At 60.9% G+C, this 20,588-nt stretch carries 19 protein-coding genes, 3 tRNA genes and 1 pseudogene; 10 read left to right on the top strand and 13 right to left on the bottom strand.

What is annotated here, in order from left to right; translation table 11 throughout:
• Nucleotides 1–225 precede the first annotated feature (225 nt).
• From DBR30_RS00150 to DBR30_RS00115, 8 genes are all read left to right on the top strand, one after another.
• Nucleotides 226–582, top strand: a complete 357-nt coding sequence (locus tag DBR30_RS00150) for a tail fiber assembly protein (RefSeq protein WP_258224240.1) — start codon at nucleotides 226–228, stop codon at nucleotides 580–582.
• Nucleotides 583–788: 206 nt separating this feature from the next.
• Entirely contained in the window at nucleotides 789–1,967 is a 1,179-nt protein-coding gene (locus tag DBR30_RS00145) for a phage tail sheath protein (RefSeq protein ID WP_108541145.1), read from the top strand.
• A 9-nt stretch (nucleotides 1,968–1,976) separates the two neighbouring features.
• Entirely contained in the window at nucleotides 1,977–2,495 is a 519-nt protein-coding gene (locus DBR30_RS00140; RefSeq protein ID WP_108541146.1) for a phage major tail tube protein, read from the top strand.
• 66 nt (nucleotides 2,496–2,561) lie between these two features.
• Nucleotides 2,562–2,846, top strand: coding sequence for a phage tail assembly protein (locus DBR30_RS00135; protein WP_108541147.1), 285 nt, complete (start codon nucleotides 2,562–2,564; stop codon nucleotides 2,844–2,846).
• Nucleotides 2,847–2,854: 8 nt separating this feature from the next.
• A complete protein-coding gene (locus tag DBR30_RS00130) occupies nucleotides 2,855–2,986 on the top strand; it encodes a GpE family phage tail protein (RefSeq protein ID WP_108541148.1) in 132 nt (43 codons plus the stop codon).
• Nucleotides 2,983–5,418, top strand: a complete 2,436-nt coding sequence (locus DBR30_RS00125) for a phage tail tape measure protein (protein WP_108588137.1) — start codon at nucleotides 2,983–2,985, stop codon at nucleotides 5,416–5,418. Before DBR30_RS00130 ends, DBR30_RS00125 begins: the two co-directional genes overlap by 4 nt.
• A 12-nt stretch (nucleotides 5,419–5,430) precedes the next feature.
• Nucleotides 5,431–5,922 (top strand): phage tail protein, encoded by a 492-nt coding sequence (locus tag DBR30_RS00120; protein ID WP_108541149.1) that lies wholly within the window; start codon nucleotides 5,431–5,433, stop codon nucleotides 5,920–5,922.
• Nucleotides 5,922–7,082, top strand: coding sequence for a phage late control D family protein (locus DBR30_RS00115; RefSeq protein ID WP_108588136.1), 1,161 nt, complete (start codon nucleotides 5,922–5,924; stop codon nucleotides 7,080–7,082). Before DBR30_RS00120 ends, DBR30_RS00115 begins: the two co-directional genes overlap by 1 nt.
• Before the next feature lie 255 nt (nucleotides 7,083–7,337).
• Here the strand turns inward: DBR30_RS00115 and DBR30_RS00110 are convergent.
• From DBR30_RS00110 to DBR30_RS00060, 11 genes are all read right to left on the bottom strand, one after another.
• A tRNA-Leu gene (locus DBR30_RS00110) sits at nucleotides 7,338–7,424 on the bottom strand.
• A gap of 41 nt (nucleotides 7,425–7,465) precedes the next feature.
• Nucleotides 7,466–7,539 (bottom strand) — tRNA-Cys (locus DBR30_RS00105).
• 35 nt (nucleotides 7,540–7,574) lie between these two features.
• Nucleotides 7,575–7,650, bottom strand: a tRNA-Gly gene (locus DBR30_RS00100).
• A gap of 181 nt (nucleotides 7,651–7,831) precedes the next feature.
• Nucleotides 7,832–8,386: a CDP-diacylglycerol--glycerol-3-phosphate 3-phosphatidyltransferase gene (pgsA, locus tag DBR30_RS00095; protein WP_031227442.1), complete on the bottom strand. Its 555-nt coding sequence runs from the start codon at nucleotides 8,384–8,386 to the stop codon at nucleotides 7,832–7,834.
• A gap of 199 nt (nucleotides 8,387–8,585) precedes the next feature.
• Complete coding sequence (gene uvrC / locus DBR30_RS00090; protein WP_108542453.1) at nucleotides 8,586–10,439, bottom strand: excinuclease ABC subunit UvrC; 1,854 nt, start codon at nucleotides 10,437–10,439, stop codon at nucleotides 8,586–8,588.
• 128 nt (nucleotides 10,440–10,567) lie between these two features.
• Nucleotides 10,568–11,212 carry a UvrY/SirA/GacA family response regulator transcription factor gene (uvrY, locus tag DBR30_RS00085; protein WP_040097685.1) on the bottom strand — a complete coding sequence of 215 codons (645 nt, stop codon included), beginning with the start codon at nucleotides 11,210–11,212 and terminating at the stop codon, nucleotides 10,568–10,570.
• Nucleotides 11,213–11,424: 212 nt separating this feature from the next.
• Entirely contained in the window at nucleotides 11,425–12,174 is a 750-nt protein-coding gene (kdsB, locus tag DBR30_RS00080) for a 3-deoxy-manno-octulosonate cytidylyltransferase (protein ID WP_108542454.1), read from the bottom strand.
• Complete coding sequence (locus tag DBR30_RS00075; protein ID WP_005347033.1) at nucleotides 12,171–12,359, bottom strand: Trm112 family protein; 189 nt, start codon at nucleotides 12,357–12,359, stop codon at nucleotides 12,171–12,173. The genes kdsB and DBR30_RS00075 overlap by 4 nt, the downstream gene beginning before the upstream one ends.
• 121 nt (nucleotides 12,360–12,480) lie before the next feature.
• Complete coding sequence (lpxK, locus tag DBR30_RS00070) at nucleotides 12,481–13,476, bottom strand: tetraacyldisaccharide 4'-kinase (protein ID WP_108542455.1); 996 nt, start codon at nucleotides 13,474–13,476, stop codon at nucleotides 12,481–12,483.
• A complete protein-coding gene (msbA, locus tag DBR30_RS00065; protein WP_005359702.1) occupies nucleotides 13,476–15,239 on the bottom strand; it encodes a lipid A ABC transporter ATP-binding protein/permease MsbA in 1,764 nt (587 codons plus the stop codon). The genes lpxK and msbA overlap by 1 nt, the downstream gene beginning before the upstream one ends.
• Before the next feature lie 104 nt (nucleotides 15,240–15,343).
• Nucleotides 15,344–17,545: a DNA internalization-related competence protein ComEC/Rec2 gene (locus DBR30_RS00060; protein WP_181363454.1), complete on the bottom strand. Its 2,202-nt coding sequence runs from the start codon at nucleotides 17,543–17,545 to the stop codon at nucleotides 15,344–15,346.
• 27 nt (nucleotides 17,546–17,572) lie between these two features.
• On the opposite strand from DBR30_RS00060, the gene DBR30_RS00055 reads away from it, so the two are divergent.
• Nucleotides 17,573–18,091, top strand: coding sequence for a DUF2062 domain-containing protein (locus tag DBR30_RS00055; protein ID WP_108542459.1), 519 nt, complete (start codon nucleotides 17,573–17,575; stop codon nucleotides 18,089–18,091).
• A complete protein-coding gene (locus DBR30_RS00050) occupies nucleotides 18,085–18,588 on the top strand; it encodes a DUF2062 domain-containing protein (RefSeq protein WP_108542457.1) in 504 nt (167 codons plus the stop codon). Before DBR30_RS00055 ends, DBR30_RS00050 begins: the two co-directional genes overlap by 7 nt.
• A gap of 106 nt (nucleotides 18,589–18,694) precedes the next feature.
• Here the strand turns inward: DBR30_RS00050 and DBR30_RS00045 are convergent, their stop codons facing one another.
• Together DBR30_RS00045 and DBR30_RS21435 are read right to left on the bottom strand one after the other, a co-directional pair.
• Complete coding sequence (locus DBR30_RS00045; protein ID WP_108542458.1) at nucleotides 18,695–19,885, bottom strand: amino acid aminotransferase; 1,191 nt, start codon at nucleotides 19,883–19,885, stop codon at nucleotides 18,695–18,697.
• Nucleotides 19,886–20,030: 145 nt separating this feature from the next.
• Nucleotides 20,031–20,588 (bottom strand): annotated as a pseudogene (locus DBR30_RS21435) (hypothetical protein); the annotation flags it as partial.

The following is a 20,588-nucleotide window of genomic DNA, read 5'->3' as shown; positions in this document are numbered from 1 at the left end:
TGGTTATGGCGGCCATGGTTCCGCCGGGATTGCTTCCGCGCCTTCCTCAGCCGGAGGGTCTGTGGGCCAAGGACAAGGTGGAACAGCCCTCGCCTCATTGGGTAGAGGGGGAAATGGTGGCGCCACGGTAACAGGTAATCAGGGCGTGGCTGGCCAAGATGGATTAAACGGTATCGTTATTGTGGAGTGGTAATTATGTGGGCACGAATCGAAAAGAATGTCGTCATGGAAACCACCGAGGTTGACCCCTCTGGCCGCTATTATGAAGCGCTTGACTGGATGGCATGCAGCGATGATGTGATGCCTGGATGGGTCGTCTCAGGTAACGACATCACACCGCCATCAGCCACGGGAGTCTCTCCTGAAGATAGCGAGCAAGCGCGCCTGTCAGACTGCCTCACGTTGGCAAATCAGACCATTGCCACCCTTCAGCCCGCGGTCGATGGCGGTTATGCCAAGCCAGAGCACACCCAGTTGCTGGCCGACTGGCAGCGTTACCGCTACGAGCTGACCCTGGTGCCGGAACAAGCTGGATGGCCTGATGCGCCGCAATGGCCTGACGAACCGGAAAAGGTCATCTAACTACCCACCAACGCAACCACCCCGCCCTGTGCGGGGTGTTTCGTTACTGCCGTCCGTTACCCCGTTGTCACCGCCCATCCAGTGTATCCACGCCAGATACACTGGCCGCCGCTCGCCTGCGATCCCCCGCCCCTGCATCCTGACCCTGCTCATATCACATGCATTACCTACGCAAAGAATGCTCCGTCCGGACAACAGGAGAACCTATGGCACTGGACCAATTCCACCACGGCGTGCGCGTCGTCGAAGCGACCGAGGGTACCCGTACCATCCGCACCGTCGCCACGGCGGTGATCGGCATGGTCTGCACCAGCGAAGACGCCGACGCCACCTACTTCCCCCTCGACAAGCCTGTGCTGATCGCCAACCTGCCAGCGGCCATCGCCAAGGCGGGCAGCGAGGGGAACTTGAAGCGCTCGCTGCAAACCATCTATGACACCGTCAACACCATCGTTATCGCCGTGCGTGTGGCCAAAGGCGCAGATGCGGCAGCCCTCACCAGCAACATCATCGGTACCATCAAGCCTGATGGCAGCTATACCGGCCTCAAGGCATTGGAGCGGGCCACCCCGGCCACCGGCGTCAAGCCGCGCATCCTCTGTGTGCCGGACAACTGCACCCTGCCGGTGTCCACCGCTCTCGCGGGCATGGCCAAGAAGCTGCGCGCCTTTGCCTACGTGCCGACCATCGCCGAGACAGTCGAGGCTGCGCTGGCCTACCGTGAAAACTTCTCAAGCCGTGAGCTGATGCTGGTGCATGCCGACTGGACAGCGTGGGACGTTGCCGCCAATGCCAGCATCAAGCTCGATGCCTGCCTCAAGGCTGCCGCCATGCGGGCGTTGATCGACAAAGAGATTGGCTGGCACAAGACCCTGTCGAACGTCGGCGTGACCGGGGTCGATGGCATCACCAAAAACCTGTTCTGGGATCTGCAAGACCCCGACACCGAGGTCGGCCTGCTCAACGCCAACGAGGTCACCGCCCTGATCCGCTCTGACGGCTTTCGCTACTGGGGCAACCGCACCTGCTCAGATGATCCCCTATTCGCCTTCGAGAACTACACCCGCACCGCCCAGATCCTGGCTGACACCATGGCCGAGGCCCACATGTGGGCCAACGACAAGCCGCTGCACCCTTCCCTGGTCAAAGACATCGTCGAAGGGATCAAGGCCAAGGGACGCGAGCTGGTGAACGGCGGATATTTGCTCGGGTTTGACTGCTGGTACAACGAGGAGCTCAACGACAAGGACACCCTCAAGGCGGGCAAACTGCGCATTGATTACAACTACACCCCGGTGCCGCCACTCGAAGACCTCGGTTTCATCCAGCGCATCACCGATTCCTACCTCATCGACTTCGGCGCCCGCGTCGCGGCCGCAGCATAAGGAGCCACCATGGCACTGCCAAGAAAAGTCAAACAGCTCAACATGTTCACCGACGGCACTAACTGGGTGGGTGAAGCGGAAGACTTCACCTTTGCAAAACTCTCCCGCAAGTTCGAAGCCTATCGCGGCGGCGGCATGGGCGGCGCCGTCAACATCGACATGGGGCTGGATGACAGCGCTCTCGATACCTCTTTCACCATGGGCGGCTACAGCGCCGAGATCCTGGGCAAGATGGGCAATGGCAAGATCGACGGCATCGCCCTTCGCTTTGCCGGTTCCATCCAACGTGATGATGTCGTCGGTGTGCAGGCCGTAGAAGTATTCACCCGAGGCCGCTTCAAAGAGATCGACTGGGGCACCGCCAAGGTCGGCGATAACAGCCAGGCCAAGGTCACCATGGTTAACACCTACTACAAAGTGACCATTGACGGGGCCGTCATCCACGAAATCGACTTGCTCAACATGATCGAGATCGGCCCCGATGGCGTCGACCGCATGGCCGAGCACCGCAAAGCCATCGGCCTCTAACCCATTCACCCATCCAACGGGTGGCACACTGCCGCCCTCACCACATCAACAACAGGAACCTACACCATGGAACAGAAAGAAATCACCCTCGACACCCCGATCCAGCGCGGCGAGAGCACCCTCAATAGTCTGACCATCCGCAGCCCCAAAAAGGCGGGCCACCTGCGCGGGCTCAACACCATGGACATCGTCCAGATGAACGTCGATACCCTCATCAAACTGCTGCCCCGCATCACTGACCTGACCGAAAAAGAAGTGAACGACATGGATCCGGCTGACCTGCTCAAAGCCGGAGTCGTGGTGGTCGGTTTTTTGATGGGCTCGCAGCAGGAGGCTTACCTCACTGCATAGATGACCTGATGGCCGAGATTGCCATCATCGCCCACTGGCCGCCGTCCGAGATGGCGGCCATGGAGATCAGCGAGCTGATGGGCTGGCACCAACGCCTCGTTGAGACTCACAACCGCATCAACGGGGCAGAACAACAATGAACCCTCTCAAACTTCAAATCCTGCTTAATGGGATCGACAAGCTCACCGCCCCCCTCAAGGCAGCCAGCGGCCAGAGCCGCATCACCGCCAAAGATTTGGTCGACACCAAAAAGCGCATCAAGGAGCTGGAAGCCCAGAGCGGCCAGATTGATGGCTATCGCACCCTCGGCCAGCAGATTGGCGCAACCCGCGCCCAACTGACCCAGGCACAACGCGACGCCCAGCAGATGGCGCAGCAGTTCGCCAAGGTCGAACAACCAACCAAGGCCATGACCCGCGCCATGGAGCAAGCCAAGCAGAAGGTGCGCGACCTCTCCCAGCAAGAGCGGGAAATGGTCGCCCGTCATGGCAGCCTGAAACGGGCCATGGGCGAGGCAGGCATCAACACCAAACAGCTGGGCCAGCACCAGCGCCAGCTCAAGAGCGATATGGCCGCAGCCAACAGCCAGCTCGACCAGCAGCGGGCCAAGCTGGGGCAACTGGCTGACCAGCAAAAACACCTCAACCAGATCAAAGCCAACTACGACAAAACCATGTCGATGCGCGGCACTCTGGCGGGTTATGGCGCTGCGGGCATAGCCACCGGGGCCGCTGCCATCTACAAGGGCACCAATATCGCGGGCAAGGCGATGGGCTTTGATGTCGATATGTCCAAGGTGCAGGCGATCACCCGGCTGAACAAAGAGAGCAGCGAACTGGCCGCCCTGCGGGCCCAGGCACGGGAGCTCGGCGCCAATACCGCCTTCACGGCGGGCGAAGCGGCGCAGGGGCAGGGCTTTCTGGCCATGGCCGGTTTCACCCCCAAGGCAATCCGTGACGCCATGCCCGGGGTGCTCGATATCGCCAAGGCGGGCGGCGTCGAGATTGCTGCTGCCGCCGATATCGGCTCCAACATCCTGACCGGCTTCAAGCTACCGGCTAACCAGATGAACCGCTTGGGGGATGTGATGGTCGGCACCTTCACCCGTGCCAACGTCGATTTGCAGATGCTGGGTGAAACCATGAAATACGTGGGGCCGGTGGCGGCAGGGCTCGGGGTCGACCTTGAAACCGCCTCCGCCATGGCGGGCAAGCTGGGGGATGCTGGTATTCAGGGTAGCATGGGCGGGACTGCCATCCGCGCCATTCTCGGCCGCTTGGCCTCCCCGCCCAAGGCGGCGAATGATGCGCTGGCTGCCCTCAACGTCAAGACCGCCGATGCGGCGGGCAACCTGCGCTCACTGCCCGATATCCTGGAGGAGCTCTATAAGAAAACCAGCAAGATGGGGGACGCCACCCGCTCGGGCTACTTCAAGGCCATCGCGGGCGAAGAGGCGTTTGCCGCCCTGACCGTGCTGACCGAGCAGGCAGGTTCCGGCAAGCTGCAGGAGCTGATCGCCACGTTGAAGCAAACCCAGGGGGAAGCGGGCAAGGTCGCCAAGGTGATGGCCGATAACGCCATCGGCGATCTGGATAACCTCACCTCCGCTTGGGATGACGTGGGGATCCAGATGATGGAGACCGAGAACGGCCCACTTCGCGGCATTATCCAGCGCGTCACCGAAATCATCCAGGTCACTGGCGACTGGATGCGGGCCAACCCAGAGCTGACCTCTACCCTGACCCGCATTGCGGCGGTCACCGCCGTAGCGGCTGCCGCTGGCGGGTCGCTGCTGCTGATTGTGGCGGGTCTGCTGGGGCCACTGGCCGCCATCAAAATGGGGCTTTCAACCCTGCTGGTCTATGGCGGCCCGCTGCTGACCTTCATCAAGGCGCTGACCATGGGCATGGTCAGGCTCGGCATTGCCATGCTCACCACCCCGATCGGCTGGTTCATCATGGGGATTGCGGCGATCGCTGCCGGTGCCTACCTGCTCTACAAAAATTGGGATGGGGTCACCAAGTGGTTCAGCGACCTATGGGCCCAGTGCAAGGCCCCTGCTCTCGCCTTCTGGGAACTCCTGAAAGAGCTCTTCTCATGGACCCCCATCGGCATGCTGATCATGCACTGGAACGAGATCTGGGCCTTCTTCGATACCCTGCCAGCAGGGGCCGCCAACAAGGGTAAGGCCATCATCGACGGCCTGATTGGCGGCATCAGTGCCAAGTGGGAGAGCTTGAAGAATAAGATAAAAGCCCTCACCGACCTGCTGCCGGACTGGATGAAGGGGGGCGGCTCGGTCACCGCCAACGTCAATCCGTCCGGCTACCTCACTGGCAACTACAACACCCCGGCCATGGCGGGCGGTTCGGGATACGGCCCGCGCATCGTCACCCCGGTGCGACCTGTGGCCAGAGGCAACAGCACCACCCAGATCCACGCCCCGATCAGTATCACCCAGCAGCCGGGACAATCAGCCACCGATGTGGCGCAAGAAGTTCGCCGCGAACTGGACCGACGCGAACGCCAGGCGGCCGCCAGTGGCCGTGCCTCCCTGACCGACCGCAACTAAGGAGCAACCACCATGATGATGACCCTGGGCTGGTTCGTGTTTATGCGCTCGACCGTGGCCCCGCAATCTCAACAAGATGAAAAATCATGGCGCCACCCGGGCAATAACCGGGTCGGCGCCCGTCCCTCATACCAGTACCTCGGGCCAGATGACGAGCTCAGTCACTTAAGCGGGGTGCTCTATCCAGAGCTCACCGGCGGGCCCGTCTCCCTCGATATGCTCAATAGCATGGGCGACAGCGGCCAAGCCTTCCCCTTGATCCAGGGGGATGGCGTGATGCGCGGCTCGTTCGTGATAGAGGGGATCAGCACCACCCGCAGCGAGTTCTTTCAAGATGGCAGCGCCCGAAAAATCGAGTTCAGCATCAAGCTCAAGCGGGTCGATGATAACGACAGCTCCCTCGGCAATACCCTGCTCGGCCGCACCGCAGGCAACCTGCTCGGTCGATTGGGCGTTGGCAAGCTGCTGAACACCGTGGGCGGCAAACTCGGGGGGCTGCTCTGATGGGGGCATTCGACCAGTTCGGTACCCGCTTGGCTGAAAACCTTGGTATCACCAACCAACTGGATGCCCTGCGCCAGCAACATCCGGCGCCCGCCTATCAGGTGCGGGTCGATGGCAGCGATATCTCGGGCACCCTACGCCCGCGCCTGATGCACATGACCATCACCGATAACCGGGGCTTTTCGGCCGACACCATCGAGATCGCCCTCGATGACAGCGACGGCAAGCTGGCCATGCCGCGCCGTGGGGCCACCCTGCAAGCCAGCATCGGCTGGCAAGGTGGCTCCCTGGTAGATAAAGGCACCTTCAAAATTGACGAGGTCGAACACGGCGGCGCCCCGGATGTGCTCACCATCAGGGGCAAGTCGGCCGATCTGCGCGGCGGTATGAACAAACTGCGCGAGCGCAGCTGGCACTTCGAGACCATCGGCGCCATCGTGGAACAGCTGGCCGCCCGCTATGGCCTGACACCGAACGTCGGCGAAGTCTTCAAGGGGATGCTGATCGACCACATCGACCAGACCAACGAGAGCGATCTGGCCTTTCTAACCCGCTTGGCGACCGAACAGGATGCCATCGCCACCGTCAAATCTGGCCGCCTGATGTTCATCAAGGCAGGCAACGGCACCACTGCCAGCGGCAAGCCACTCCCTGCCATCACCATCACCCGTCAGGACGGCGATCAGCACCGCTTCTCGGTCGCCGACCGCGACGCCTACACCGGCGTCACCGCCTACTGGCAAGACAACAAGACCGCAGAGAAGAAGAAAATCGAGGTGAAGCGCAAGCGAAAGACCAAACCGAAGGAGGAACGACCATTACCGCCTGGGGTGGTGGTCAACAAGAAGGAAAACGAGCTGTTGGTTGGTGACAGTGAGAACGTCAAGGAACTGCGCCACGTTTACGCCAGCCAGAGCAATGCCATGCGAGCCGCCCGGGCTGAGTGGGAAAAGCTGCAACGCGGCGTGGCCGAGTTTCAAATCACCCTGGCCAAAGGCCGGCCCGAGCTTTACCCGGAACAACCCACCAGGGTCCGAGGCTTCAAACCACAAATCGACGAGGCTGACTGGCTACTCACCCAGGTGGTGCACGACCTCACCGATCAGGGCTACACCAACCGCCTGCAACTCGAAGTGAAACTGGCAGAACTGCCGGAGTGATTTCTGGATGCGAGAAGGGCCCCACAATGTGGGGCCCTTCTCATTCTGCCTGACAGCACACCGAGACATGGCCAGGGAAAGGCGCCGCATGAAGTGCGCCGTCAGGCAGAGCGGCATCATACAAGAAGACCGTGTCACTACCCATTACAAGAAGAGGTGAGCCACTCAAAAAAACGCTGTCGCCACTTTGTCGCCATTTAGGCAAAAGAAAAAGGCCACTATTTCTAGTGGCCTTTCGTAACTCTTTGATTTTAATGGTGCCCGAGGCCGGAATCGAACCGGCACGACGCGAACGTCGAGGGATTTTAAATCCCTTGTGTCTACCGATTTCACCACTCGGGCACCGCAATCGGTATCAAGCTCGCCTGGCGGGCTTGTCAATATGGAGGCACGTTCCGGAGTCGAACCGGACTAAACGGATTTGCAATCCGCTGCATAACCGCTTTGCTAACGCGCCATGCAAAAGAGAGTTGGCTCTCGATTGTCTGAATTTGGAGCGGGAAACGAGACTCGAACTCGCGACCCCGACCTTGGCAAGGTCGTGCTCTACCAACTGAGCTATTCCCGCATTGGTCTGGCTGACTGCCTGACTACGAGGACGCATTCTAGCGATGTTCCTCGCCCAGTCAACCAGAAATATTTAATTACCTGATCGTTCGGGCATTTTTTGCCCTTTTTGAACAGTTTTAGCGCCTTTGCTCATTTCCTGTCTCAAATCAGCGGAAACCTCACCTTGCGGCGCAGGTGACTCACAGGTTGGCGTGGTGGGTCAAATCTCCCCAGGCGGCCTTCATGTACTGGAACATCGACCAGAAGGTGAGCACGGTGGCGACATAGAGCATCACATAGGCGAGCCACACCATCCAGACGTTGTATTGCCAAATCAGACCGGTCAGCGACACCATCTGGATCATGGTCTTCCACTTGCCAATCCAGCTGACCGCAACCGAGGAGCGTTTGCCGAGCTCGGCCATCCATTCGCGCAGGGCGGAGATGATGATCTCGCGGCCAATCATGGTCATGGCGGGGATGGTCACCCAAATGGTGTTGTAGTGTTCGACGATAACCACCAGTGCGGCGGCAACCATGATCTTGTCGGCAACCGGGTCAAGGAAGGCGCCAAAGGCGGTGGACTGATTGAGCTTGCGAGCCAGATAGCCATCAAACCAGTCGGTGGCAGCGGCCAGAATAAAGATGATGGCGGCAGCCAGATAGGACCATTGATAAGGCAGATAGAACAGGATGACGAAGACGGGAATGAGCAAAATCCGGAAAAACGTCAACAGGTTAGGTATGTTTGTCATTATTTTCAGCCACTTCTTGTACGTCGCTACATAGTGCGCCAAAGCCGATTTGCGATGCAACCGCACTGGCGCCCGTCTTGGTCTTTTTAATCCATCAATCTTCTCAAAATGCGAGGGCCATTATGGCATTTACGGCCCCCCCGCGTCACGGCTCTTGTGCATCAAGGAGTTAGCGATTTTGCCATGCTGCTAACCCTGCTCAGGCGCTGTGCAAGCCATCGTGGATGGTCTGGGCCAGCTCCTGACTGATGCCGGGCACCTTGGCCAGTTCATCCACACTCGCCTTTTTCACCTCCTGCAAACCGCCCAGATATTTGAGCAGTGCCTGACGCCGCTTCGGCCCCACTCCCGGAATATCCTCCAGCGTGCTGCTGGTGCGGGCTTTAGCCCGTCTGGCCCGGTGGCCGGTAATAGCAAAACGGTGGGATTCATCGCGAATATGCTGAATAAGGTGCAAAGCGGGCATATCTGCCGGCAAATGCAACTCTTCGTGGCTCTCCCCCATGATGAGCGTTTCCAACCCCGCCTTGCGGGTGACCCCCTTGGCAATGCCCACCAGCAGCGGGTATTTGCCGCCGAGGAACTCCAGCTGGCGCGCCAGGATCTCCTCGGCGCGGCGCAGCTGGCCAAGGCCGCCGTCGATAAAGAGCACGTCCGGCACCTTGTCCGGCTCCTGCTGTTTGCCAAAGCGACGCTCCAGCGCCTGCTCCATGGCCGCGTAGTCATCGCCGCCGGTGATGCCATCGATATTGAAGCGGCGATATTCGGAGGAAAGCGGCCCCTCCCGGTTGAACACCACGCAGGAGGCCACCGTGCGCTCCCCCATGGTGTGGGAGATATCGAAACACTCCATGCGGGCGATGGGGCGCTCCAGCTCCAGCAGCTCTTCCAGCTGGTCATAGCGGGCTGTGATGGTGCTCTTGTGAGCAAGCCGCGAGCGCAGCGCCGTCTCGGCATTGATGGAGGCGAGCTTGATAAAACGGGCCCGCTCGGCGCGAGTTCGGCTCACCACCCGCACCTTGTAACCGGCGGTCTGGCTCAGGGTGTCGGCGATAACGTTCTCGTCCTCAAGCGCCACATCGAGCAGCACCTCGCTCGGGATCTGCCGTCCCCCCTGCCCCGACAGATAGAACTGCAGCAGGAAGGATTGCACCACCTCGTCGAGCTGGGTATCGGCCGGCACTTTCGGGAAGTAGCTGCGCGAACCCAGCACCTTGCCCTGACGGATAAAGAGCACGTGGATACAGGCCGCCCCCTGTTCGAAGGCGATCCCCACCACGTCGAGCTCGTCAAGTACGTTGCCACTCACCGACTGCTGCTCGGTGACCCGGCGCAGCGCCAGGATCTGATCCCGGTAGCGGGCAGCCTCTTCAAAGCGCAGATCGCCGCTGGCGGACTCCATCTTGCCCACCAGCTCGCCAATCACCTGCTGGTTCTTGCCCGCCAGAAACAGCTTGGCCAGCTCAACCTGCTGGGCATATTCGGCCTCGCTCACCAGTCCGGGCACGCAAGGGCCAGCGCAGCGCTTGAGCTGATAGAGCAGGCAGGGACGGGTGCGGTTGGCGTAGACCGCATCTTCGCACTGGCGCACCGGAAAGATCTTCTGCATCAGGTGCAGACTCTCGCGCACGGCACCACCGGAAGGATACGGGCCGAAGTACTCCCCCTTGATCTTGCGGGCACCGCGATGGACGCCGATGCGCGGATGCTGGTGTGCGGTGATGATGATCCAGGGGTAGGATTTGTCGTCCCGCAGCAGCACGTTGTAGCGAGGCTGGTACTGCTTGATCAGGTTGTGCTCGAGGATCAGCGCCTCGGTCTCGGTGTGGGTGACGGTGACCTGGATATCTGCGATCTGGCGCACCAGAGTGCGGGTCTTGATGCTGTCTACATTGGTCCGAAAGTAGGAGGCGAGCCGTTTTTTCAGATCCTTGGCCTTGCCCACGTAGATGACGGTGCCGCCGCTGTCATACATGCGGTAGACGCCGCTCTGGTGCGTCACGGCGGCGAGAAAGGCTTTGCTGTCAAAAAGGGGCTCGGGAGAGAGGGTCATCGGCAACTCGACTCAACGGATGAAGGCAAAAAGACGGGGAGAGCATACTGCGCCCACGCATGAAAATGCAAAAGGGGGCTAAAAAGCAAAAGGCGGCAAATGCCGCCTTGGTGACCACACGACCCCAGTTACAGGGTGTCGGCATCCAGCATGCCGTAGCGAATGGCCAGATGGGTCAGCTCCACATCACCGTTGATGCCCAGCTTGCTGAACAGGCGATAGCGGTAGCTGTTGACCGTTTTCGGGCTCAGGTTGAGCTGCTCGGAGATATCGGTCACCTTCTGCCCCTTGGTGATCATCATCATGATCTGCAGCTCCCGCTCGGAGAGGGACTTGAAGGGGTTCTCGTCCGCCGAGGCAAACTGGCTCAGGGCCATCTGCTGGGCAATCTCCGGGGAGATGTAGCGTTGACCGGAGTGCACCAACCGGATCGCCTGAATCATCTCGTCCGGCCCGGCCCCCTTGGTCAGGTAACCGGCAGCGCCGGCCTGCATCACCTTGGTGGGGAAGGGATTTTCTGAGTGGATGGTCAGCACTATGATGCGCACATCGGGGCGGATCCGCAGAATTTTGCGGGTCGCTTCCAGACCACCAATACCCGGCATGTTCATGTCCATCAGGATCACGTCCGGATGGTGTTGGCGACAGAACGTAACTGCGGTCTCGCCGCTCTGTGCCTCGCCCACCACCTTGATCCCGCGCACATCTTCAAGAATGCGTCTTATCCCTGTACGCACCAGCTCATGATCATCGACCAGGAATACATTTATCACCCAAACACCCCGTTTTATCTCGTTTTAGCCGCCCGGTTAGGGTTAACAGGGCGTCTTGCATCATAACCAAACTCGTCGCTTTGGCAAACCATGCACGCCAAAAGTTTGAGAAAACCCATGTTTAGCGTTTAAAATCAAATAATTATATAAATTTTCAAAACAAAAAACGGTGCCTTGCGACACCGTTTTTCATGACGTTAGTGCTGTGGCCATCACTTGGCCAAAAAGGCGCGCACCTTCTCAAGATCGGCCTGGGTATCCACCCCGACCGGTGGCGCTTCAAGGGCCTGGGCGACGTGGATCTTCTCCCCGTACCAGAGCACCCGCAACTGCTCCAGCGCCTCGACCTGCTCCAGCACGCTCGGTGCCCAGTCTACGTAACGCTGGATAAAGCCGGCGCGATAGGCATAGATACCGATATGACGCTGGTAGTGGTCACCAATCTGCTCATGGCTCTTGGCAAAGCGATCTCGATCCCAGGGAATGCTTGCGCGACTGAAGTAGAGGGCGTAGCCATCCTTGTCAGTCACCACTTTCACTGCGTTCGGGTTGAACGCCTCTTCGGCATCCCTGATCGGCACCGACAAGGTCGCCATCGGCGCCGTGGCGGCGGCCAGATTATCCGCTACCTGACGAATGATGGCGGGCGGAATGAGCGGCTCATCCCCCTGCACATTGACGATGATGGTATCGGCGGCAAAGCCGTAGTGACGGCACACCTCGGCCAGACGCTCGGTGCCGGACTGATGATCCGGTGAGGTCATGCACACCTCGACGCCGGTGCTCAGCAGTGCCTGCTGTACCCGGGCATCGTCAGTGGCGACGATCACCCGATCGGCCCCCGATTGCAGGGCTTTCTCCACCACGTGCTGCACCATGGGCTTGCCATGGATATCCGCCAGCGGCTTGCCCGGCAGGCGTGTTGACGCATAGCGGGCCGGAATGACGACGACGAAACTCATGACGGCAACTCATCGCTATTGAGCGGACGGGCACGGTTCTCCAGCAGCACCGGGATCCCCTCCTCCAGCGGATAGGCCAGCTTGTCGAAGCGGCAGACCAGCTCATGAACTGCTTTGTTGTAGTGCAGCTTACCCTTGCAGACCGGGCAGGCGATGATGTCGAGCAACTTGATGTCCAAAGCCAAAACGATACTCCTTCAACGATGTCGCGCTGGCGGCTTCATCACGCCAGCGATGGATGTCGAGCAACCAGATATTCCATGCGGGGCATATTCCCCCCCTGCTCCCCCGCCGAGGCGAGAGAGATTAATCTTGCGCCCTGGTCGCGCCCTTTGCCTTCGCCCCCAGCTTGTGCAACAAGGTATCGAGCAAGGAGGCGGGCAACTCGGCGCTGACCGGCAGATACCACCAGTTATCGAGGGCAAACGAGCGGCACTTGACCGCATCCTTCTCGGTCATCAGCAGCGGCTTGCTGGCAAAGCGCCCCACCAGCTCATCCCGATCGAAGGGGTGATGATCGCCGTAGGCGGCCTGCTGATCCAGCTGATAGCCGAGCCCTTCCAGGGTGGCAAAGAAGCGGGGCGGATGACCAATCCCCGCCAGCGCATCGACCGGCCCCGACAAGGGGGCAGGCAACGGCGCATCGTCGCGCACCCGGCGCGGGGTGTCGGCGACCAGTTGCATGGGGTACTCCCCCTTGCCCGGCTCGCCGCCGTTGCAGATGATGGCGTCCACCCGTTTGAGACGAGTGATCGGCTCGCGCAGCGGCCCCATCGGCAGCAAGCAGGCGTTGCCGAAACGGCGCGCTCCGTCCACCACCACCAGCTCGATGTCGCGGGCCAGCGCATAGTGCTGCAGACCGTCGTCGGTGATGATGATATCCACCTCACCGCTCTTCTCCAGCAGTCGTACCGCGTCGGCCCGTTTCGGGGCAACCACCACCGGACAGCCGCAGCGCCGGGCAATCAGCACCGGCTCATCTCCGGCCTGCGCAGTGGTGCTAGTCTTATCCAGCCGATAGGGGTAATGGGGCGCCTTGCCACCATAACCACGGCTCACCACCCCGGGACGATAGCCACGGGCTTGCAACTGCTCCACCAGCCAGACCACCACCGGCGTCTTGCCGTTGCCCCCCACCGAAATATTGCCCACCACGATCACCGGCAAGGAGGAGCGATATCCCTTGCACCAGCCATGACGATAGGCGTAGCGGCGGCTGCCGCTGATAACGGCGAACAGCAGGGCAAAGGGGGCCAGCAACCAGCGCCAGCCACTTTTGCGATACCAGAGCCGTTCCAGCATCAGGCCTTGCTTCCCGCGTTGCCAAACTGAATGGCGCGCAGCTGGGCATAGGTGCCGCGCTGCTCCATCAATGCTTCGTGGTTCCCGCGCTCGACGATATGACCTTCGTCGATCACCAGGATCTCGTCCGCCTTCTCGATGGTAGAGAGACGGTGGGCGATCACCAGCGAGGTACGCGCCTTGCAAAGCTCGTCGATGGCCGCCTGAATGTGGCGCTCGGACTCGGTATCGAGGGCCGAGGTGGCCTCATCCAGCAGCAGAACCGGCGCATCGCGCAGCAGAGCGCGCGCAATGGCAACACGCTGGCGCTGACCACCGGAGAGGGATGCACCGTTTTCGCCAACCACAGTGTCATACCCGTTGCTCATCTTGCTGACAAACTCGTCGGCGTGAGCGATACGGGCGGCCTGCACGATCTGGTCGCGGCTGTATTTGTCTTCTGCGGCGTAAGCGATGTTGTTGGCCACCGAGTCATTGAACAGGTGAACATGCTGGGAGACCAGCGCGTACTGCTTGCGCAGCTCACTCAACTTGTATTCGCGGATGTTGATGCCGTCCAGCAGGATCTCGCCCTGATCGATGTCGTAGAAGCGGGTCAGCAGGCTGGCAATGGTACTCTTGCCTGAGCCGGAACGGCCCACCAGCGCCACCGATTTACCCGCCTCCACCTTGAAGCTGACGTTGTGCAGCGCCGGGGTGTCCTTGGTCGGGTAGGTAAAGGTGACGTTGCGAAACTCGATCTCGCCGCGGGCACGCTCCAGAGTGCGGGTGCCGGTATCCTGCTCCGGCTCGGTGTCGAGCAGGCCAAACAGGCTGTGGCAGGCGGTGATGGCCCGCTGGAACTGGTTGTTGACGTCGGTCAGGCTTTTCAGCGGCTTGAGCAACATCATCATGGAGGTGATCATGACGGTAAACGTACCGGCAGTCAGGGTTGATTTGACGCTGTCAATGGTCGCGACATAGAGGAAGGCAGCCAGCGCGATGGAGGCAACCATCTGCACAACAGGGCTGCCGATGGCATCGGCGGCGACCATCTTCATAGTCTGCTGGCGCATGTTGTTGCTGACCTGGAAGAAGCGTTTCTCTTCCACCTTCTGGCCACCAAACATCAGCACCTCTTTGTGCCCTTTGAGCATCTGCTCGGTGGAGGTGGTGATATCACCCACCGCCTGCTGGATGTGACGGCTGATCTGGCGGAAACGACGGCTGATAAGGCCGATGATGACCCCCACCAGCGGACCAACCACCAGGAAGATCACCGACAGCTGCCAGGAGTGCCAGAACATCAGGCCGAGCAGGCCGACCACGGTCGCCCCTTCCCGCACCAGGGTCACTAGCGTGGTGCTCGCCGCCGAGGAGACCTGACTGGCGTCATAAGTCACCTTGGAGAGCAGATGGCCGGTGTTCTGACGGTCGAAGAAGCTCATCGGCATCGCCACCATGTGATTGAACACCTGCTGTTGCAGACGCATCACGACGTGATTGCCGACCCAGGCCATGCAGTAGTTGGAGAGAAAGTTGGCGACACCGCGCAGGGCCACGATGCCGAGGACAAAGAAGGGCATCCATTTCAAAACGGTGCTGTCGTTACCATTGATGCCCTGATCGATCAGCGGCTTGATGGAGTAGACAAAGGTGGTATCCACGGCGGCGTAGCCCAGCATCCCGATGATGCCACCGACCAGGCCCAGCTTGCGATCACGGACATAACCGAGCAGGCGTTTGAATACTGGCCAGCTCTCTTGTGAGGTTTCTTGTTGCATGAATAGCCGTTAGTAATGGAAATGACGGGCTATTCTAGCCAAAGCGCAGGCTTACACCAAGCGCCGCCACCGATATCGCATTCCTCCACGGCAGAAATGGCCGATTATTGCTCAAACCACACTCGCGGTCGCCACCACTCACCACTGCGCCGGTACCATGGCCCCAGATCTCGCTCGGCGGTGACGCTCAAGCCCGCTGCGGTGGGTTCGACCAGCATCGCCCCTTGCTGACCAGTGATCCACTGGCGGGCATCCCGATAGCGGGCCACTACATCGGGACGGGGAAAGCCCCACTGATTCATAAAACCGGCGCTGTGGATCACCTCCTGCGCCGCTACCGCCGCAACAAAAGGGGGCGTGGAAGAGGTGCGACTGCCATGATGGGGGCTCACCAGCAAGGTGCTGGCCAACCCCTCTCCCTCCAGCGCCACCAGCCGCTGCTCGGCTTGCCGCTCGATATCTGCGCTCAGCAGCACGCTGCGCTGCCCATCGCTGATGCGCACCACGCAGCCATCGTTATTGCGCCCGCCACCTGGGCGCTCGGGCCAGAGCACTGCAAACGAGAGCCCCTGCCAGCGCCACTGTTGCCCACGCTGGCAGAGCGTCGTTCCCTCACTGAAGGGATAAGAGGAGAGCTCGTGGCGCACCGGCATGGCGCTGAGCAGTCGCTTGCGATTGCCTGCATGATCCCGATCCTTGTGGCTGATGATGAGGCGATCGATGACCCGGATCCCCAGATGGCTCAGCTGGGGCAGGATCACTGCATCCGCCATGTTGTAGCCTCCGGGATAGCGATCACCGGTGTCATAAAGGATGGCGCGCTCCCCCTTGCTGATCAGCACTGCCAGCCCCTGCCCCACATCCAGCACCCGCAGTTGCCAGCGGACTGGCGTTGGCCAGAGCGCCAGCAACAGCGCACACAGACCCGGTAGCCAGAGCCAGCGTGCCGGGCGCCACTGCGCGGCGAACCAGAGCAGCAACAACAGGGTGCAAAGCGGCAGCCACCAGCCGGGCAGTGGCCACCACAGTTGCAGTTGATCGGAAAGCCAATTCAGGATTGTCAACACCCATCCGAGCCCCAGATCCGCCAGCCAGAACAGGACATAGGCAAGTGAGGTGGAGAGCGGCGCCAGCAGCACACCGATCAGCGCCAGCGGGATGATGGCGATACAAAAGAGCGGCACAGCCAACAGGTTGATCACCATGGCAAGGGGCGCGATCCCCTCGAACAACGCCAACTGCAGCGGCAGCAGACCGAGCAGCAGCCAGAGCTGGATCTGCCAGAGCCCCGGCTTGTCGTGGGCATATCCCACCAGCAGCAAGATGGCCACCGCCAGAAACGAAAGCCAGAAGCCGGCCGAATAGAGTGCGAAGGGATCCCAGAGGGTCAGCACAACAAAGGCCCATAGCCAGATGCGCCAGGCCGGCCACTCCCGCCGGCTCCAGCGCAGCACACTCCACACCAGCACCATGATCAGAGCCCGTTCGGTGGCCACTGCAAATCCGGCCAACGCGCTGTAGACGGCGGCAAACAGCAGGGAGGTGATGATGGCGCCGCGCAGACCAAACAGCCTGCCCAACCACCACCCAAGCACCGCCACCAGCGCGATGTGTTGCCCTGAGATGGCGATGATATGGGTCAGGCCGCTGCCGCGAAACAGCTCCCACTGGGCATCCGTGATACCGCTCTGCTCGCCAAAAGTGAGCGCCGCCAGCAAGGGGGCATGATCAAGTGGGCGCCAACTCTCGGTCGCGGCCCCCAACCAGCGTTCACGCCAACCCGCAGGTGCCTGTTGAATATCTATCACCCGACGCAGATTGCCGGTGGCAGTGATCCCCTTGCCCAGCAGCAGACGCCGCCCATCCAGCCCCGCCTCGTTGGCCAGACCGTGAGCCGGTTTCAACGAGGTCACCAGGGTGATCCGGCTGCCTACCGTCATGGCGGGTAATGCCTGATAGGCATTGACCCGGATCAGGGGCTCAGGTGTCACCGGTTGCTCGTCGAGGGTGCTCACCCGCAGCAGCAGCCGGACAAATTTATCCCCCTCGGGCTCTGCACTTTGCAGCTCTGCGGTTATCATGTGGCTCGTCTGATCGCCCAACCGCTCCAGCCAGGCCAGCCGATAGGCAAGATTGGCCTGCATCCAGAGGATGCCGAGCAGGAGAAACAGCCACCGCCAGGCACGGCAATATGCAAGGGGGATCAGCAGGGACAGCAACAGGCCCCCCCATGCGAGTGAAGGTAACCATGGCCAGAGCAGTGAGGAGCTTGCCCCCAGGGCAAACGACAACAGACGCAGATCCATGGAGCAAGTATTTAGCAAGGTTTCAATATGCCCAAACGACTCATTAAACGCTGGATGCCCGATCAGCAAACCCTAAAAGAACACAAGCACCTGCGGCTGTTCGGCAAACTGCTGCTCGATGCCAACCTCTGGCACCTCAACCGGCGGTCAGCCGCCGGGGCTTTTGCGGTGGGCCTCTTCATGGCCTGGGTGCCGCTCCCCTGCCAGATGCTGCTGGCTGCCGGTGGCGCCATCCTGTGCCGGGTCAATCTGCCGCTCTCGGTGGCGCTGGTCTGGCTCTCCAATCCCTTTACCATGCCACCGCTCTTTTATGGTGCCTATCTGGTAGGTTGCCAGTTGCTGGGCCACCCGATGCAGCAGATAGAGATTGAATTTACCTGGCAGTGGCTCGCCTCTGTGTTCCAGACGGTCGCGCCGCCCCTGCTTCTGGGCTCTCTGGTGCTGGCACTGCTCAGCTCACTGCTTGGCTACGCACTGATCCGCACCTTCTGGCGGATTAGCACGGTGCGCCAGTGGCAAAAACGCAAGATGGCCCGCCCATGCTGAGTCGCTGGTTTGCCCGCTTCAAGCTCGATCCCGACACCCTGCGCCAGCAGAAGTGGTTTGCCCTGTTTGGTGAGCGACTGCTTGCCCCAGCCCTCTGGCAAGGGGGCACCCGCGCCCTGAGCGGCGCGGTAGCAGCCGGGATCTTCGCCTGCTGGTTCCCCATCCCGATGCACTCGCTCATCGCAGTCGGGCTGGCGCTGGCATTCAGCCTCAACCTGCCGCTGGCACTGCTGGCAGTCTGGTTCAACAATCCGCTGACCCTGCCATTCATGTATCTCTACGCCTATCGCACCGGCTGTCTGGTGCTGCACAAGACGCCGGAGCCTTTCCACCTCAGCTGGACCCTCCACTGGCTGGAGCAGGAGGCGGCCACCCTGGCGCCCCCCTTCCTGCTCGGCAGCCTGCTGCTGGCGGTACTCACCGCCCTGAGCGGCGGCGCCCTGACCGCGCTGCTGCTGCAACTGCGCAAGCTGTGGCAAGGCGCCCGCCACCACTGAGCCGCCCTTACCCTTGTTTGGCGATCAGCCGTTGACGATCAAAAAAGCCCGTCACCAAGGTGACGGGCTTTTTCATGGCATAGTGCCAGAGCGCAAGGTGATGCGATTACAGCACCTTGGCGATCGCCTCGCAGAGGGGATCGATATTGGCGCGGGTAATACCGGCTACGCTGATCCGGCCTGAGCCAACGATGTAGATGGCAAATTCGCTCTTGAGGCGCTCAACCTGATCCTTGGAGAGACCGGAGAAGGAGAACATGCCGTTCTGCTCGCGGATAAAGCTGAAATCCTGGCTCACACCGAGGGCAGCCAGCTTCTCGACCAGCAGCTCACGCATCTCGCGAATCCGCACCCGCATGGCGGCCACTTCTTCGACCCACTCGGCATAGAGAGCCGGATCGCTTACCACGGCGGTGACCACGGCGGCGCCGTGTGACGGCGGGTTGGAGTAGTTGGCACGGATCACTGTCTTGACCTGAGTGAAGGCCACATCGGCGATCTCTTTGGTCGCGCTGACCAGCGTGAAGGCGCCGACCCGCTCGTTGTAGAGGCCGAAGTTCTTGGAGAAAGAGCTCGCCACCAGCAGTTCGTCATGGCACTCGGCGAAGATACGCAGGCCTTCGGCATCCTCTTCGATACCACGGGCAAAACCCTGATAGGCAAAGTCAAACAGCGGCAGCCAGCCGGCAGCAGCACTCTGCTTGGCCAGTGCGCGCCACTGATCGCTAGTGGGGTCGATACCGGTCGGGTTGTGGCAGCAGCCGTGCAGCAGCACCAGCTCACCCGGCTGCACTTCGGCCAGCGAGGCCTGCATGGCGGCAAAGTCGAGTCCCTTGGTGGCGGCGTCGTAGTACTTGTACCACTTGACGGTCAGGCCCGCGGCCTGGAATACGCTTACGTGGTTGGCCCAGGTGGGATCGGAGATCCAGATGGTCTTGGCCAGACTGTTGCGCACCACGAATTCGGCCGCGATACGCAGGGCACCGGTACCGCCCGGCGCTTGCGCGGTCTTGGCGCGGCCACTGGCAACCAGCGCAGAGTGCTGCCCGAACAGCAGTTGCTGCACGATGCGGCCATATTCGATATTGCCTTCAATACCGAGGTAGTTCTTGGTCTTCTCGTCGGTCAGCAGCTTCTGCTCGGCTTTCTTGACGCAGTGAAGAATGGGTGTGGCACCGGACTCGTCCTTGTAGATCCCTACGCCCAGATTGATCTTGTGGCTGCGAGAGTCAGCGCGGAAGGCTTCGGTCAGGCCCAGGATCGGATCCGCTGGGGCGGCAACAACCTTTTCAAACATGGTATTCCCTGTATTCCGTTGAGTTCGTTGGGTGGCAAAGCGGCTTGATAAACAAAAGCGCTCATCTGGCGAGCGCTTCGTCAACTCTTTATATCACCGCGTTCAATGAGGGAAAACCGCTTTTTGGCTCGCTTTCAGGCCAATTTCAACCAACGGCATGCCACGCTGGCGCCAGCGCGCACACCTCGGCCGACAAGCCACCATCGGACTCAACCAAACCGCTACAAACTGCTAACAATGGCTTGGGGATCCGGCTCGGTTCCCAGGGCCGAGCCTCGATCAAAGGTTGGGCATACGCGCTGAGGATGGGGGCCAGATCACGGGGCAGCCACCAGCTGGCCGGACGACCCAAGCGCTGGGCCAGCGCCTGCAGCCGATCCACCCCGGCAGGGTCGAGGGCGGTGAGATGACTCCACAACACATTGGGGGGCAAGGCGGCCACCACCTGCTGCAAGGCAAGGGGAGCCGATGGGGGTGCCCACACCAGCAAGGTGCCAGCATCAAGGGGCAACTCGGCAAAGGCGCCGACGCTATCTGTGGTGATCACCCGCTCGATACTCCCCTCCCCCCACAGGATCTTGCCAAGACCCGCCAGGGTGCGCTCGGGCAGCGCCACCTCCCCCAGCGCCTGCAACCAGGGGGCTGCGTCGATCAGGGTGCCGCCGCTGAAAAAGAGGCTGAACGGCTGGGCGGCGCGCAAGCG

Source organism: Aeromonas sp. HMWF017, assembly GCF_003061465.1.
In the GTDB taxonomy this organism is placed as follows: Bacteria; Pseudomonadota; Gammaproteobacteria; order Enterobacterales; family Aeromonadaceae; genus Aeromonas; species Aeromonas veronii.
This window is presented reverse-complemented; position numbering and strand designations above follow the sequence as displayed.